Origin of the sequence: Kosakonia sp. N21, from assembly GCF_050587465.1 — a bacterium.
Taxonomy (GTDB): Bacteria; Pseudomonadota; Gammaproteobacteria; order Enterobacterales; family Enterobacteriaceae.
The window spans coordinates 16517-32929 of the sequence record NZ_JBOBHR010000009.1; the positions used below are offsets into that span (position 1 = coordinate 16517).

General features: G+C 54.0%; 13 protein-coding genes and 1 tRNA gene. 7 read left to right on the top strand and 7 right to left on the bottom strand.

Annotated elements, in window-relative coordinates; all coding sequences use genetic code 11:
* Positions 1–2 precede the first annotated feature (2 nt).
* A complete protein-coding gene (locus ACQ3G7_RS19595) occupies positions 3–1580 on the top strand; it encodes a sensor domain-containing diguanylate cyclase (RefSeq protein WP_430891409.1) in 1578 nt (525 codons plus the stop codon).
* A gap of 207 nt (positions 1581–1787) precedes the next feature.
* On the opposite strand, the gene ACQ3G7_RS19600 is transcribed toward ACQ3G7_RS19595, so the two are convergent.
* A tRNA-Ile gene (locus ACQ3G7_RS19600) sits at positions 1788–1863 on the bottom strand.
* A 125-nt stretch (positions 1864–1988) separates the two neighbouring features.
* Here ACQ3G7_RS19600 and mug point away from each other — a divergent pair.
* Positions 1989–2495: a G/U mismatch-specific DNA glycosylase gene (mug, locus tag ACQ3G7_RS19605; RefSeq protein WP_263099232.1), complete on the top strand. Its 507-nt coding sequence runs from the start codon at positions 1989–1991 to the stop codon at positions 2493–2495.
* Positions 2496–2560: 65 nt separating this feature from the next.
* Here the strand turns inward: mug and rpoD are convergent, their stop codons facing one another.
* The 3 genes from rpoD to rpsU all read right to left on the bottom strand — a co-directional run bounded on the left by rpoD (position 2561) and on the right by rpsU (position 6693).
* Positions 2561–4408, bottom strand: a complete 1848-nt coding sequence (rpoD, locus tag ACQ3G7_RS19610; RefSeq protein ID WP_263099233.1) for an RNA polymerase sigma factor RpoD — start codon at positions 4406–4408, stop codon at positions 2561–2563.
* 157 nt (positions 4409–4565) lie between these two features.
* The gene (dnaG, locus tag ACQ3G7_RS19615; protein WP_263099234.1) at positions 4566–6311 is read right to left on the bottom strand and encodes a DNA primase; all 1746 of its coding nucleotides are present in this window, start codon (positions 6309–6311) and stop codon (positions 4566–4568) included.
* 166 nt (positions 6312–6477) lie between these two features.
* Positions 6478–6693, bottom strand: coding sequence for a 30S ribosomal protein S21 (rpsU, locus tag ACQ3G7_RS19620; protein ID WP_001144069.1), 216 nt, complete (start codon positions 6691–6693; stop codon positions 6478–6480).
* Positions 6694–6930: 237 nt separating this feature from the next.
* Between rpsU and tsaD the strand changes: the two genes are divergently transcribed.
* Positions 6931–7944 (top strand): tRNA (adenosine(37)-N6)-threonylcarbamoyltransferase complex transferase subunit TsaD, encoded by a 1014-nt coding sequence (gene tsaD / locus ACQ3G7_RS19625; protein ID WP_430891439.1) that lies wholly within the window; start codon positions 6931–6933, stop codon positions 7942–7944.
* 42 nt (positions 7945–7986) lie between these two features.
* Here tsaD and plsY read toward each other — a convergent pair whose 3' ends face one another.
* Entirely contained in the window at positions 7987–8598 is a 612-nt protein-coding gene (gene plsY, locus ACQ3G7_RS19630; protein ID WP_263099236.1) for a glycerol-3-phosphate 1-O-acyltransferase PlsY, read from the bottom strand.
* 163 nt (positions 8599–8761) lie between these two features.
* On the opposite strand from plsY, the gene folB reads away from it, so the two are divergent.
* Together folB and bacA are read left to right on the top strand one after the other, a co-directional pair.
* Positions 8762–9145 carry a bifunctional dihydroneopterin aldolase/7,8-dihydroneopterin epimerase gene (gene folB, locus ACQ3G7_RS19635; RefSeq protein ID WP_430891441.1) on the top strand — a complete coding sequence of 128 codons (384 nt, stop codon included), beginning with the start codon at positions 8762–8764 and terminating at the stop codon, positions 9143–9145.
* Between the two features lie 93 nt (positions 9146–9238).
* Positions 9239–10057, top strand: coding sequence for an undecaprenyl-diphosphate phosphatase (gene bacA, locus ACQ3G7_RS19640; RefSeq protein WP_263099238.1), 819 nt, complete (start codon positions 9239–9241; stop codon positions 10055–10057).
* Positions 10058–10068: 11 nt separating this feature from the next.
* Here bacA and ACQ3G7_RS19645 read toward each other — a convergent pair whose 3' ends face one another.
* Together ACQ3G7_RS19645 and ACQ3G7_RS19650 are read right to left on the bottom strand one after the other, a co-directional pair.
* The gene (locus ACQ3G7_RS19645) at positions 10069–11310 is read right to left on the bottom strand and encodes a multifunctional CCA addition/repair protein (RefSeq protein ID WP_430891443.1); all 1242 of its coding nucleotides are present in this window, start codon (positions 11308–11310) and stop codon (positions 10069–10071) included.
* A gap of 66 nt (positions 11311–11376) precedes the next feature.
* The gene (locus ACQ3G7_RS19650) at positions 11377–11991 is read right to left on the bottom strand and encodes a TIGR04211 family SH3 domain-containing protein (protein ID WP_088237695.1); all 615 of its coding nucleotides are present in this window, start codon (positions 11989–11991) and stop codon (positions 11377–11379) included.
* 239 nt (positions 11992–12230) lie between these two features.
* On the opposite strand from ACQ3G7_RS19650, the gene ACQ3G7_RS19655 reads away from it, so the two are divergent.
* Positions 12231–13532, top strand: coding sequence for a CYTH domain-containing protein (locus ACQ3G7_RS19655; RefSeq protein ID WP_430891445.1), 1302 nt, complete (start codon positions 12231–12233; stop codon positions 13530–13532).
* Positions 13533–13548: 16 nt separating this feature from the next.
* Positions 13549–16398, top strand: coding sequence for a bifunctional [glutamate--ammonia ligase]-adenylyl-L-tyrosine phosphorylase/[glutamate--ammonia-ligase] adenylyltransferase (gene glnE, locus ACQ3G7_RS19660; RefSeq protein WP_430891447.1), 2850 nt, complete (start codon positions 13549–13551; stop codon positions 16396–16398).
* Positions 16399–16413 lie beyond the last annotated feature (15 nt).

The window sequence follows — 16413 nt, forward strand, 5'->3', positions numbered from 1 at the left end:
CTATGAGCTTCAGGAAAATTAAAATTCGGACACTTCTGCTGCGCCTTTCTGTCGGAGGGATCATCATTTCGTCCATCGTGCTCTTAAGTGCCCTTATGCTTTTCCAGAAGGGAAATATTGAGAACAGTCTTCTTGATGGGAACATCGCATATGCAAGCAAGCTGGCTGACACAACAGACCTGTATCTTGATATAGCGCAAAAAGAGCTTGAATGGAGCGCGTCGCTAATCCATAACCTGAACGATCTTGAAAACCTGCGGCATGAGGTTGACCGTCTGCGTTTGCAATCCGGCTTTTTTAATTCAGTCATAGTAGTGAATCCGCAGGCTGTGGTTAAGGCAACCTCACCGGAAAGCCTGAAATTAGTTGGCATTAAACTTAACTCTCGCGGCAGTGTTCAGGCTCTTAAAGTAAAAAAAACATTTATATCAGAGCCGTATATTGGTGCTTCTGGTAATTATGTCGTGTTTATCTCCGCACCTGTTTTCTCCGATAATAAAGATTATATAGGATATGTCGGTGGGACGATTTATTTAAAAAAACAAAGTATACTTAGCCGTATACTGAGTAATCATTTCTATAGTGATGATACTGATGTAAATATTGTCAGTGCTGATGGCAATATTGTCTTTAATAAGAACCCGGATTTGGTTGGTACTAATATAAGCCTTCCGGTAGATATCAGAAATAAACTAAGGGAAACCCAGAAAGGTAGCTTTAGAATTGATAAAAACAATAAAGAATATCTTGTTGGTTTTGCAAATATAAAAAATACTGGATGGAGTGTTTTAATTTCTGGTTCATCTGAGACTGTTTCCAACATACTTCGTAGTATGGTAATAGATTCTGCATGGTTCATTTTATTAATAATAATTATTGCGGGGATAAGCGTTGCCCTGGTATCCGCAAGGATATCACAGCCTCTGGAGATGCTTTCTGTGTTAACCCGGCTTGAGGATAACCTTGCCGCGTTGAAAAAAATTCAGGAAATAAATGCATGGTATCAAGAGGCTGATAGGTTAAAAAAATCAATACATAATAATATGTCACAGACTACAAATCACCTTGCCATGCTCAGTAATGAGGCAAAGACTGATCCATTAACCGGACTTTACAATCGCCGGGGATTTGATGCAGCTATAAAAGATCACCTGGAAGATAATAAGTACTGTGTGATTTTGCTGGATATAGATCATTTTAAAAAAATAAACGATGTATATGGTCATGATACCGGTGATACAGTTCTGTGCCACGCTGCTGACATAATTAAATCATCTTGCAGAGATTTTGATATTGTCGGGCGTATGGGTGGGGAGGAATTTATAGTTTTTCTGCCGAATTCGAGCCTTAGTGAAGCTTGCAAAATTGCTGAGCGAATTCGGTTAGCTATTTATGAATTTGTTTTTCCCCTGGCAGGAAAAATCACAATTTCAGGCGGTGTTACCTCATTAAATGAATGTGAAAATGATTACGATAAGATGCTAAAACAGGCCGATATAGCCCTTTATGAGGCCAAAGGTGTCGGACGTAATGTGATGATTGCCAGTCACATGGGTAAACTCACCCGGGTGGAAACGTAGGGATAGATGCCAAACGCTTAGACAGTTGTGGTGGCGTAAAAAGCGGGCATGCCTTAACTGATACTTAATCGCGACCCACTACAATTACCGTCGGAATGGAAGCTACTCCTCCATAGTAGACTAAGTTCTCTCCTCGTTTCTGTCGCCACCTTGCTGCCACAGGAAAAGAAAAAAGGGTTACGCTTTCACGTAACCCCTTGTTTTATTTGGTGGCCCCTGCTGGACTTGAACCAGCGACCAAGCGATTATGAGTCGCCTGCTCTAACCACTGAGCTAAGGGGCCGTGGCGGGGAATTATAAAGTAACTTACCCACGCAATCCAGCGGGAATCGCCTGGCTGATGTTTTTATAAACAACCTATTTTCAATCCCTTATACTGGCTTTTACTGCATTCATCAGGAGGTGGGTATGATCCACGATATTCTGGAGCCGGGGTTGCGGGTGGTGTTTTGCGGTATCAACCCTGGCAAGTCTTCCGCCCATACCGGTTTTCACTTTGCTCATCCGGGGAATCGCTTCTGGAAAGTGATCCATCAGGCGGGCTTTACCGATACCTTGCTGCGCCCGGAAGATGAACGGCATCTGCTTGATACTCGCTGCGGTATCACCATGCTGGTTGAACGCCCGACCGTGCAGGCAAGCGAAGTGGATCTTCATGAACTGCGTAGCGGTGGCAGAGAGTTGATCAAGAAGATCGAAGATCATCAACCCGCTGCGTTAGCGATCCTCGGAAAAAAAGCCTTTGAGCAGGCATTCAGCGTGCGCGGCGCGCCCTGGGGCAAACAGGCTATCACCATTGGTGTCACGCAGGTGTGGGTGCTGCCGAACCCCAGCGGACTCAACCGCGCAACGCTGGACAAACTGGTGCAATCTTACCGGGAACTGGATGAGGCGCTGGTCACGCGCGGGCTTTAATACGGTGAGGGGAAACAAAAAAGGCTTCCATCGCTGGAAGCCTTTTAGCATTACGGCATAACGACTTAATCGTCGAGGAAGCTACGCAGTACTTCAGAACGGCTCGGGTGGCGCAGTTTGCGCAGCGCTTTCGCTTCGATCTGACGGATACGTTCACGGGTAACGTCGAACTGTTTACCCACTTCTTCCAGCGTGTGGTCGGTATTCATATCAATACCGAAGCGCATACGCAGGACTTTCGCTTCACGGGCGGTCAGGCCAGCCAGAACATCGTGTGTGGCAGCGCGCAGGCTCTCGGTGGTGGCAGAGTCCAGCGGCAGCTCGAGGGTGGTATCCTCGATGAAATCACCCAGATGCGAATCTTCATCATCACCAATCGGTGTTTCCATGGAGATGGGCTCTTTAGCGATTTTCAGCACTTTACGGATTTTGTCTTCCGGCATCAGCATGCGCTCAGCCAGCTCTTCCGGCGTCGGTTCACGCCCCATTTCCTGCAGCATCTGGCGGGAGATACGGTTGAGCTTGTTGATGGTCTCAATCATATGCACCGGAATACGGATGGTGCGCGCCTGATCCGCGATGGAACGGGTGATCGCCTGACGGATCCACCAGGTTGCATAGGTGGAGAACTTATAGCCGCGGCGGTATTCAAACTTGTCTACCGCTTTCATCAGACCGATGTTGCCTTCCTGAATCAGATCGAGGAATTGCAGACCGCGGTTGGTGTATTTCTTGGCGATAGAAATAACCAGACGCAGGTTCGCTTCCACCATCTCTTTCTTCGCACGGCGGGCTTTCGCTTCGCCGATGGACATGCGACGGTTGATGTCTTTTACCTGCTCGATGGTCAGGCCGGTTTCTTCTTCGATCTGCTGCAGCTTCAGCAGTGCGCGTTGTACTTCTTCGGTCACTTCGTGCAGTTTTTCCGACCACGGTTTGTTCATGGCCAACGCAGCGTTGAACCAGGTTTCGCTGGTTTCATTGCCGGTGAACAACGTAATGAAGTTCTTTTTCGGCATTTTGCACTGCTCAACGCACAGCTTCATGATGATACGTTCCTGGGTACGCACGCGATCCATCATGGTGCGCATGCTGTTAACCAGGTAGTCGAACTGTTTCGGTACCAGACGGAACTGTTTGAACACTTCAGACAGCTTCAGGATCTCTTCCTGAGCGGCAGCGTGGCTGCGGCCTTTCGCTTTGATGGTGTCGCGGGTCAGTTCGTACTGGGTACGCAGTTCGCCGAATTTCTCGCGCGCCAGCTCAGGGTCGATGCTGTTGTCGTCATCGCTGTTATCGTCGCTGTCTTCTTCGTCTTCATCATCGTCATCGTCGTCCATCTCTTCGCTGGAGAGTTCAGAACCGACGTGGGTCGCCGTAGGCGCCATGTCTTCTTCCGCATTGGGATCGACGAAGCCGGTGATCAGGTCAGACAGACGCGCTTGTTCTGCTTCAACGCGGTCGTATTGTTCCAGCAGGTAAGTAATGGCTTCCGGGTACTCGGCAACGGAGCACTGAACCTGATTAATCCCGTCTTCGATACGTTTGGCGATGTCGATTTCACCTTCGCGGGTCAGCAGTTCAACGGTACCCATTTCGCGCATGTACATGCGCACCGGGTCGGTTGTCCGCCCGATTTCAGACTCAACGCTGGAAAGTACCTGCGCAGCAGCTTCTTCCGCATCTTCGTCGGTGTTGTTGGAGTTTTCAGCCAGCAACAGATCATCGGCATCCGGTGCTTCTTCCATCACCTGGATGCCCATATCGTTGATCATTTGGATGATGTCTTCGATCTGATCGGAGTCGACGATATCTTCCGGCAGATGGTCATTGACCTCGGCATAGGTCAGATAGCCTTGCTCCTTACCACGGGTGACAAGAAGCTTCAGCTGTGACTGCGGGTTTTGCTCCATAAGACGGTATCCACACTTAAATTCATGAGGGTTGGTGTCGGTCGGCGAAATAAACCGCCAACATTTAACGCGAGGGTGTATTTATATTTTTGCCGCTGGCCCTCATCGCGGCTGTCGGGGTCTACCCGAACGATTATCGGCACTTAAGCCGTTGAATTCATTTTTTCGCCAGTTCCTGGTTTAACTGCCAGAGCTCCCGGCGTTCTTCGCTGCTTAAACCGTGTGTGCGATCACGAGCTATCAACTCTTCTTGTCGCCGTTCAAGCATCGAATCAAGCATATGATTGAGTGCGTCGGTGAACGTTTTTTCCGCAATGTCCTTATCTGCTATATCGTCCCACATTGACAATTTTTCAAGGGTTGCGGCCTCTTTTGTGCCGCGGTAATGCTCCAACAACTGCCCGGTGGTCAGCCCTGGCTGTGACAAACAAGTGTTGACCAGTTCTGCAAATAAGCCAAGCCCAGGTAGTCTGGATTGATCCAGACCTGTTAGTGGCGGCACCGCTGGCGCCAGCTCCGGGTTCTGGATCAATAACCCTATCAGTATACGCATGGTTGTGCGTTTTAGCTGGGGAGCGGGGCGGACCACGCTGTTTTCCGCCTGTTTTGGCATTAATCGATCAAGCTGTGCATCATCGAAAATACCAATCTTATTACCCAGCATCTGGCGCAACTGGATGCGCAATGTTTCGCCCGGCACCTGGTTGATTAACGGCAGCGCCAGCGCGGCCAGCTGCGTTGTACCGTCCGGCGTGGTTAAATCCGCCTGCGGCAACAGGCTGTTAAACAGAAACGTGGAGAGCGGCTGAGCCTGCTCCATCCGCGCTTCGAACGCCTCTTTACCTTCTTTACGCACCAGCGTGTCCGGATCTTCACCGTCCGGCAAAAACATAAAACGTAGCTGGCGACCGTCGCTCATATACGGCAGCGCCGTTTCCAGCGCTCGCCATGCGGCATCGCGACCTGCACGGTCGCCGTCGTAACAGCAGATGACGTTTTTCGTCACCCTGAACAGCAGCTGGATATGATCCGCCGTTGTTGACGTTCCCAGCGAGGCTACCGCGTAGTTGATGCCGTACTGCGCCAGCGCCACCACGTCCATATAGCCTTCGACGACTAACAGTCGTTGCGGTTCATCGTTATCCTGCTGCGCTTCATACAGGCCATACAGCTGGCGACCTTTATGAAAAATATCGGTTTCCGGTGAGTTCAGGTACTTGGGCGTATCATTACCTAATACGCGCCCGCCAAACCCAATCACCCGGCCACGCTTATCGCGGATGGGGAACATGGCCCGCTCGCGAAAGCGATCGTAACTGCGTCCCTGATCGTTCGTTACCAGCATGCCTGCGTCGATCAGCGATTTGCGGTTTTCGCTGTTGCCGCCAAAACGCTTTAACACGTTGTCCCAGCCGGGTGGCGCGTAACCAATAGCGAACCGCGCAATAATGTCGCTGCTCAAACCACGCTTTTGTAGATACTGGCGCGCAGGTTCAGCGGCAGGTTGCGTCAGAGATTGCTGATAAAATGCGTTCAGGCCGTCCATCAGTTGATAGAGCGTTTGCCGTTGATGGCGCTCAATCAGACTTGGCCCGCTACCTGCTTCGAAAGGCACTTCAAGGTTGTGCATGGCCGCCAGTTCTTCGACGCTTTCGACGAACTCGAGCTTGTCGTAGTTCATTAAGAAGTCGAGAGCGTTACCGTGCGCGCCGCAACCAAAGCAGTGGTAAAACTGTTTTTCACCATTTACGGTGAAAGAGGGGGTTTTTTCGTTATGGAATGGACAGCACGCGTGGTAGTTCTTGCCCTGCTTTTTCAGCTTTACACGCGCGTCGATGAGATCGACGATGTCGGTGCGCGCCAGCAGGTCATTGATAAAAACACGTGGGATTCGTCCAGCCATAGGCCCCGTTTATTTATATTCGTTGTCTTTCAGGCCGCTGCGACGCAACCGGAAATCCGTAGAATATGTCAGCTTATAAACGAAAATAAGCCGCGCATTCCTTTCGGAAGCACGGCCTTACAACTACAACTCGGTCTGCAATTGAGGGCGATGCGCCCTCAACAGATTAGTACAGACGAGTACGGCGTGCGTTTTCGCGAGCCAGTTTCTTCGCGTGACGTTTCACAGCGGATGCTTTAGCGCGTTTACGTTCGGTAGTCGGTTTTTCATAGAATTCACGACGACGAACTTCCGCCAGAACACCTGCTTTCTCGCAGGAACGCTTGAAGCGACGCAGAGCTACGTCGAACGGCTCGTTTTCACGTACTTTAATTACCGGCATGTGCCTCTCACCTTTGATTAAATCGGTTTGCCGCTGGCGTTCACGCCAGCTTATTTCAAAATGGTGCGGAATTTTACTGCAACTACTGTTGCTTTGTAAAGCACCTCCGCCCTTTTTGAAAGGGACTTTCATAAGGGTGGGGAGTATACACGAACTCCTCACCTGGAGTGAGCAAAGTTTTACATCGACCCGCATTCGCCCTACACTGCGCGGTATTGCAACGAGGTAAAAAGAGCCATGCGCGTACTGGGCATTGAAACATCCTGCGATGAAACCGGCATCGCAATTTATGACGATCAACAAGGGCTTTTAGCCAACCAACTGTATAGTCAGGTAAAACTGCACGCCGACTACGGCGGTGTGGTGCCGGAACTGGCGTCCCGCGACCATGTGCGCAAAACCGTGCCGCTGATTCAGGCCGCGCTGAAAGAATCCGGATTAACCGCAAAAGATATCGATGCGGTGGCCTATACCGCCGGTCCGGGGCTGGTCGGTGCGCTGCTGGTCGGTGCGACCGTCGGTCGTTCACTGGCCTTCGCATGGAATGTTCCGGCTATCCCGGTGCACCATATGGAAGGGCATCTGTTAGCGCCGATGTTGGAAGAGAATCCCCCGGCATTCCCCTTTGTCGCTCTGCTGGTTTCCGGTGGTCACACACAATTGATTAGCGTCACGGGCATCGGTCATTATGAACTGCTGGGCGAGTCGATTGATGATGCAGCAGGCGAAGCCTTTGATAAAACGGCGAAACTACTTGGCCTGGATTATCCTGGTGGCCCGATGCTGTCAAAACTCGCGTCACAGGGGACGGCCGGGCGTTTTGTTTTCCCGCGGCCGATGACCGACCGCCCCGGGCTGGATTTCAGTTTCTCTGGCCTGAAAACCTTTGCGGCGAACACCATTCGCAGCAATGGCGATGATGAGCAAACTCGTGCCAACATTGCACGCGCGTTTGAGGATGCAGTGGTCGAGACGCTGATGATCAAATGCAAGCGCGCGCTGGATCAAACCGGCTTTACGCGGCTGGTGATGGCGGGCGGCGTGAGCGCCAACCGGACATTGCGCGCAAAACTGGCGGAGATGATGCAAAAGCGTCGTGGCGAGGTCTTTTATGCGCGTCCGGAGTTTTGCACCGACAACGGCGCGATGATTGCTTATGCGGGGATGGTGCGCCTGAAAGCGGGGAATGACGCCGGGCTTGGCGTGACTGTTCGCCCGCGCTGGCCGCTGGCGGAGCTGCCTGCGGCGTGATCGACGACAGCCCGGTTGCTGCTTGCGCGCCGGGCAACATTCCTACTCTTCCCGTTTTTTCTTTCTGAGTCTGGTCCAGATTTTTGTTTCCTGACGCCGCCACAGGCGCTGAATATTGTCGTGGTGGCGCAGCAGGATCAGGCACGACAGCATCGCCACCGGGAAAGTGAACTGCGGTTTGAACCACCAGACATAGAACGGGGCAATCAGCGCGCTGACAATCGCCCCCAGTGAGGAATAACCGCTTAGCAGCACTGTCAGCAGCCAGGTTCCCGCCATCACACCCGTTAAATCCCAGCCAATCGGCGCAATGGCGCCAAATGCCGTGGCCACACCTTTGCCGCCCTGGAATTTAAAGAAAACGGGCCAGATATGCCCAAGACAGGCTGCGATCGCGATGAGCCCCAGCCAGAATGGCGTAATGCCAAGCGCGTACGCGCCCCAGACTGGCAGCATGCCTTTCAATACGTCGAAAATCAGTACCGTTACGGCTGCTCCTTTGCCGCCAATTCTTAATACGTTGGTCGCTCCGGGGTTTCCGGAGCCACTCTCGCGTGGGTCCGGAAGACCCGCGATGCGGCAGACCAGAATGGCGCTGGAGATTGAGCCGCAAAGATACGCGAGGAGAATCATTCCAGGCGCGATTGCACTCATGACGCTGTTCCGTTGTGAAAATGTCGTTTTATTCTCTGCATCCGTGGATAATACGCATAAATTCCGGAAAGTGGTATCCAGGGAATGCGCAAAATCTGACGGACCGCCAGGAAAGCGGCGGCCTGAAGCAAGACGTGTGTAACCCAATAGCAGGCGAGGCGTAATGGACATCGTATTTATTGAGCAGCTTTCAGTGATCACCACTATTGGTGTTTACGACTGGGAACAGACCATCGAACAGCGACTGGTGTTCGATATCGAAATGGCGTGGGATAACCGCAAAGCCGCAAAAAGTGATGATGTGAAGGATTGCCTGAGCTATGCCGATATCGCCGATGTGATTGTCGGTCATGTGGAAGGCGGGCGTTTTGCCCTGGTGGAGCGTGTGGCGGAAGAGGTTGCCGACCTGCTGCTGGCGCGCTTTCAGTCGCCGTGGGTGCGCATCAAACTCAGCAAGCCAGGTGCTGTTGCGCGCGCCCTGAACGTGGGTGTAATCATCGAGCGTGGCGTAAATCCGAAAGAAAGTAATTACATTCATAATAATTAAACCAAGCGCTAGTATTCAGGTCATAGATAACGGCCTTTTGCGGCTTCTCCATGGAGAAAGCCGTTTTTTATAGCTTTCTTAGGGGTTTATTTGATGGGTGATATGCATTCGTTGCTGGTGGCAGCCATTCTGGGTGTCGTTGAAGGGCTTACCGAATTTCTACCGGTCTCCAGTACCGGTCATATGATTATCGTGGGGCATTTGCTGGGATTTGAGGGCGATACGGCAAAAACCTTTGAAGTGGTGATTCAGCTAGGGTCGATTCTGGCGGTGGTGGTGATGTTCTGGCGACGCCTGTTTGGTTTGATCGGTATTCATTTCGGTCATCAGCCCCATGAAGGCACTGGTACAGGTCGCCTGACGTTGGTGCATATTCTGCTCGGCATGGTTCCGGCCGTGGTGCTTGGGCTGGTCTTCCACGATACCATCAAGTCTCTGTTTAACCCGTTGACCGTGACCTATGCGTTGGTCGTCGGCGGCGTACTGCTGATTGCCGCCGAAGTCCTGAAACCCAGGGTTCCGCGCGCGGAAGGGGTTGATGATATTACCTATCGTCAGGCGTTTATGATTGGCTGCTTCCAGTGCCTGGCGCTGTGGCCGGGTTTCTCCCGTTCCGGTGCCACCATTTCCGGCGGGATGTTGATGGGGGTAAGCCGTTACGCGGCGTCGGAGTTCTCGTTCCTGCTGGCCGTGCCGATGATGATGGGCGCCACGGTACTGGATCTCTATAAAAGTATGGGGTTCCTCACGACTGGCGATATCCCGATGTTCGCCGTTGGTTTTATTACGGCCTTCATCGTGGCGCTGATTGCGATCAAAACCTTCCTGCACGTGATTAAACGTATCTCGTTTATTCCCTTCGCGATTTACCGCTTTATCGTCGCCGCGGTTGTCTATCTGGTCTTTTTATAAGGCCTGCGCCCTCACTCTTTCGGCTGAGGGCAACGCTGTTCTTTCCAGTGCGCAAGGGCTGCTATCCGTCTACGGGTCAGTTCTTCGCGCACTTCCGCGCCTTTAAAGCCCGCATCAATCACCTCTTTGGTTGGCACCGCACGCGCCACTTGCCAGGCTTCACGCAGTAGACGCCCCTGCGGGTAATCGCTGGCTTCAAACCCTGTACGACCGCGCACATCTGCCTCACTGGTCAGCGCGATTTGCTCCACGCGGTGCGGCTTACGCCAGGCGTCGATAGAATCAAACAATTTAACGATGGTTTTGGGCAACAGGATCGGGAAGGTGTGGATCAGATCGTGAAACTCCGCCACCAGCTTTGCCAGGTCGCGGATGTCATTAGGGACGCGCAGGCGTTTACACAGCCCTTCTACCAGTTTCACGCCTGCCGGGCCATGGCCATGATGGCGCGGCCACAGCTCTTTTGGGGTTAATCCTTTGCCCAGATCGTGGCACAGCGTGGCAAAGCGCACATCCACTTCCGGACTGAGCATCGCCGCCATTGTCAGCGTCATCAGCGTATGCACGCCAGTATCGATTTCCGGATGCCATTTTGCGGGTGCGGGAACACCATACAGCGCGTCCACTTCCGGGAATAAAACGGCCAGTGCGCCACAGTCCCGTAGCACCTGGAAGTAGACCTGCGGGTTGCGGGTGCGCAATGCATTTTCCGTCTCTTGCCATACGCGTTCGGTGGTCAGATGCGCCAGTTCGCCCGCGTCCGTCATGGTGCGCATCAGCGCCATGGTCTCATCGGCAATACGGAAACTGAGATGCGCGTAGCGGGCGGCGAAGCGTGCAACGCGCAGAACGCGTAAAGGGTCTTCGCCAAAGGCGGGGGAAACATGGCGCAGGATCCGGTTGTGCAGATCTCGCTGACCATTGAAAGGATCGATAATGTCGCCGTTTTCATCCTGCGCGAGGGCGTTAACGGTTAAATCGCGACGCAGCAAATCTTGCTCAAGCGTAACATCCGGCGCTGCATGGACGGTGAATCCCGTATAGCCGACGCCCGATTTACGCTCGGTGCGCGCCAGGGCGTACTCTTCGTGGCTCTGCGGATGCAGGAACACAGGAAAATCACGGCCTACCTGCTGGTAGCCCGCGTTGAGCATCTCTTCCGGCGTGGCGCCGACCACCACCCAGTCTCTGTCTTTGACTGGCAGGCCTAACAACGTATCGCGTATTGCACCACCGACCAGATAACTCTTCACCCGCCACTCCTCTCACCTATTTTGCCGACAGATAATACGTAAGTGTAGAGAAGATGGCTAATGTGCTTAGTTCATCCAGCGGTCTTTGCGTTTGCGGGTAGGGATCATATGCGGCAACACCAGACCCAGTAGCAGGCCTGCGCCCAGCACGCCGCCGCCATACATAAACCATTGCATGATGATGGTGCGCTGTTTGTCATCCAGTTGCAGATTGGCAGCATTCACCTTCTTCTGCGCCACAATTAACTCGTTTTTGAGTTTCTGGTTTTCATCTTTCAGGCCGCTAATGACGCCGTCGCTCTGCGCGACTTTCTGCTGCATCTCGGCAGTACGCTGGTTCCAGGTGTTATCGATATTGTTGAGTTTATCGGTCAGCGTTTTGACCTGGTTTTCCAGTTCCGGCACGCGGGTGCGCAGGCTGGGTTGGGTATTCAGCTCTTTCAGCGGGATCCACGCGGTACGCCCGGTGCTATCGCGCACCTGGCCATAGTCGCTATTGGATTGCAGCAGGGTCACTTCCTCGCCGGCATTCACCGTGCCCACAAGGCGATAATTATCTCCCGGACCGCTACGGACCCAGGTATTCAGTTCGTCGGAAACATAACGTTTTTCCTCAGCGTGGGTTCCCAGGGACACGCTAAGCGCAAATAAGGTCAATCCAATCAGGCGTAATTTTGGCATCAGGTAGTCGTTATTTCCATTGGACGTGAAGGGTAAACAGTGACCACAGTCTGACGATACCCTGCTATTGGCATCAATCGGAATCTTCCGGGTCAAACTGCGCGCTTATGCGAACTTTTGCTCCAGCCAGATTGCGCATTGCATGGCAATTTGGCGCAAAATACTATCTACTGACAAACATCGGGCGCGTTAGTTCGCCGAAATTTTCACTGATGTGACATAACCATAAGTGCAAGGCCATGGCTCAGGAAATCGAATTAAAGTTTATCGTGAATAGCGACAGCGTGGAAACGCTTCGCCAACATCTCCATACGCTGACCGACGAACATGTCGCGCCCAGCCAACTACTGAACATCTATTACGAAACGCCGGATAACTGGCTGCGCGGCCACGATATGGGGCTGCGTATTCGTGGTTTTGACGGCAAATATGAGATGACGATGAAAATCGCTGGTCGGGTGATTGGCGGTTTACATCAACGCCCGGAATACAACATTCCGCTGGAAAAAGCCGAACTTGACCTGGCGCGTTTCCCGGCGGAAGTGTGGCCAGACGGAACGCTGCCTGCTGACTTACAGGCGCAGACTCACCCGCTGTTTAGCACCGATTTCTGGCGCGAAAAATGGCTGGTGAACGTGGGCGACAGCCGCATCGAGATTGGTCTTGATTTGGGTGAAGTCAAAGCCGGTGAATTTGCCGAGCCGATTTGCGAGCTGGAGCTGGAGCTGCTGAACGGCGATCCGGCGGATATCCTCACGCTGGCGCGCCAGCTCGTCACGCTCTCTGGGTTACGTCAGGGAAGTCTGAGCAAAGCGGCGCGCGGTTATCACCTGGCGCAGGGCAATGCGCCGCGTGAAACTCGCCCGACGCCGGTTCTGCAACCGGCAGCGAAAGCCAGCGTAGAGCAGGGCTTTGCCGCCGCGCTGGAGCTGGCGCTGTCGCAATGGCAGTACCACGAAGAGTTGTGGATCCGGGGGAATAACCGCGCAAAAGACGATGTACTGCGCGCCATTGCGCTGCTGCGTCATACTCTGGTGCTGTTTGGCGGTATTGTGCCGCGTAAAGCGAGCGCTCACTTACGTGATTTGCTGACGCAAGCCGAAGCCACCATCGCCTCTGCGGTCTCCGCTGAAACAGCCGTCTGGACTACGCCATCAGCCATGGCAAAACTGGTGCTAACAGACTGGCTGGTGAGCAATGGCTGGCGCACCTTCCTGGATGAAAAAGCGCAGGCGAAGTTTGCCGATTCGTTTAAACGCTTTGCGGATGTCCACCTCTCGCGCAGCGCTGCCGAGCTGAAAAAAACGTTTGCTCAGCCGCTTGGCGACAGCTATCGCGACCAGTTGCCGCGCCTGGCGCGGGATATCGACAGTGCGCTGCTGCTGGCCGGTTTTTACGATCGCGCACTGGCGATTGAATGGCTGGAAAACTGGCAAGGGTTGTATCACGCCATTGAAACCCGCCAAATCATCGAAATTGAACATTTCCGTAATACCGCCATTAACCAGCCGCCGTTCTGGTTACACAGCGGAAAACGCTAACTAAAGGATATTTCGGATGCCGCACGCTTCACCGTTATCGCAGCACTGGCAGACGGTACTCTCTCGTCTGCCGGAATCTCTGACCGTGCAGCCACTAAGCGCACAGGCGCAGTCAGTGCTCACTTTTAGTGACTTTGTTCAGGATGCGATCATCGCGCATCCGGCGTGGTTAGCGGAGCTTGAAAGCGCGCCGCCGCAGGCTGACGAGTGGCAGCATTATGCCTCGATGCTACAAAGCGCGTTGCAGGACGTTGCGGATGAAGCATCGCTGATGCGGGCATTGCGGCAGTTTCGCCGCCGCGTGATGGTGCGTATTGCCTGGGCGCAGGCGCTACGACTGACGGCGGAAGAAGATATCCTTCAGCAGTTAAGTGTACTGGCGGAAACGCTGATTGTTGCGGCGCGGGACTGGCTCTACGATGCTTGCTGCCGCGAGTGGGGCACGCCGTGCAATACGCAGGGCGTTGCGCAGCCGATGCTGGTGCTGGGGATGGGGAAACTCGGCGGCGGCGAGCTGAACTTCTCGTCCGATATTGATTTGATTTTTGCCTGGCCGGAAAACGGCTCAACCCGTGGCGGCAGGCGGGAGCTGGATAATGCGCAGTTTTTCACGCGTCTCGGCCAGCGGCTGATTAAAGTGCTCGATCAACCCACGCAGGATGGTTTCGTCTACCGCGTGGATATGCGCCTGCGCCCCTTTGGTGACAGCGGCCCGCTGGTGCTCAGCTTTGCTGCGCTGGAGGATTATTACCAGGAGCAGGGGCGCGACTGGGAGCGCTACGCCATGGTCAAAGCGCGGATCATGGGGGATAACGGCGGCGATCATGCCAGGGAGTTGCGGGCGATGCTGCGGCCCTTTGTCTTCCGTCGTTATATCGATTTTAGCGTCATTCAGTCGCTGCGTAACATGAAGGGGATGATTGCTCGTGAAGTACGTCGCCGTGGCTTGAAAGACAATATCAAGCTGGGCGCTGGCGGCATTCGCGAGATCGAATTTATCGTCCAGGTGTTTCAGTTGATCCGCGGGGGGCGCGAACCGGCGTTGCAATCCCGTTCGTTGCTGCCGACGCTGGCGGCAATCGATCAGTTGCGCTTGTTGCCGGAGGGCGAAGCCACCACGCTGCGGGAAGCCTATCTCTGGCTACGCAGGCTGGAAAACCTGCTGCAAAGCATTAATGACGAGCAGACGCAGACCCTGCCGGGTGATGAGCTGAATCGCGCACGCCTCGCCTGGGGAATGGGCGTTGCCGGCTGGGAAACGCTCAGCAACACGCTGGAAAGCCATATGGCGGCGGTACGACGTATCTTTAATGCGCTGATTGGCGATGATGAAACGGACTCGCCGGAAGATACCCTGTCTGAACACTGGCGCGAACTGTGGCAGGACGCGCTGCAGGAAGATGACACCACACCTGCGCTGACGCACCTCTCCGATGACGATCGTCATCGCGTGCTGGAGTTGATTGCCGATTTTCGCAAAGAACTTGATAAACGCACCATTGGACCGCGTGGTCGCCAGGTTCTCGACCATTTGATGCCGCACTTGCTCAGCGATGTGTGCTCGCGTGAAGATGCCCCGGTGCCGTTGTCGCGCCTGACGCCGCTGCTGACCGGCATTATTACCCGAACGACCTATCTTGAGCTGTTGAGCGAATTCCCCGGTGCGCTAAAGCATCTGATTTCGTTGTGTGCGGCATCGCCGATGGTCGCCAGCCAGCTTGCGCGTTATCCGATCCTGCTGGATGAACTGCTCGATCCCAACACGCTGTATCAGCCCACGGCAATGAATGCTTACCGCGATGAGCTGCGGCAATATTTGTTGCGCGTGCCGGAAGATGACGAAGAGCAACAGCTCGAAGCGGTGCGCCAGTTTAAACAAGCCCAGTTATTGCGCGTGGCGGCGGCGGACATTGCCGGAACCCTGCCAGTGATGAAGGTCAGCGATCATCTGACCTGGCTGGCGGAAGCGATTATCGATGCGGTGGTGCAGCAGGCGTGGGGGCAAATGGTGGCGCGCTTTGGCCAGCCGATGCACCTGCGCGAGCGTGAAGGACGCGGTTTTGCCGTGGTGGGTTACGGTAAACTGGGTGGCTGGGAACTGGGGTACAGCTCCGATCTCGATCTGGTGTTCTTACATGATTGCCCACCGGATGCCATGACCGATGGTGAGCGTGAAATCGATGGTCGTCAGTTTTACCTGCGTCTTGCTCAGCGTGTCATGCACCTGTTCAGCACCCGCACATCGTCCGGCATCCTTTACGAAGTCGACGCCCGTCTGCGCCCATCCGGTGCGGCAGGTATGTTGGTGACGACGACGGAATCGTTCGCGGATTACCAGAAAAATGAAGCCTGGACGTGGGAGCATCAGGCACTGGCGCGCGCGCGTGTGGTGTACGGCGATCCGCAACTGACTGCCGATTTTGACGCCATTCGTCGCGATATTCTGATGATCCCGCGTGATGGGGAGACGTTGCAAACCGACGTGCGCGAGATGCGCGAGAAGATGCGTGCGCATCTCGGCAACAAACATAAAGATCGCTTCGACCTGAAAGCCGATGAAGGTGGCATTACGGATATCGAATTTATCGCGCAGTATCTGGTGCTGCGATACGCGCATGACAAACCGAAGCTGACGCGCTGGTCGGATAATGTGCGCATCCTCGAGGGGCTTGCGCAAAACGGCATTATGGATGAGCAGGAAGCGCTGGCGTTGACGCACGCTTACACCACGCTGCGTGATGAACTGCACCATCTTGCGTTGCAGGAGCTACCGGGAAATGTGGCGCTTTCTTGCTTTGCCGCCGAACGCGCCCTGATCAAAGCGAGCTGGGAGAAGTGGCTGGTGGAACCGTGCGCCCGCGCGTAAGTGTGGTATTATCGC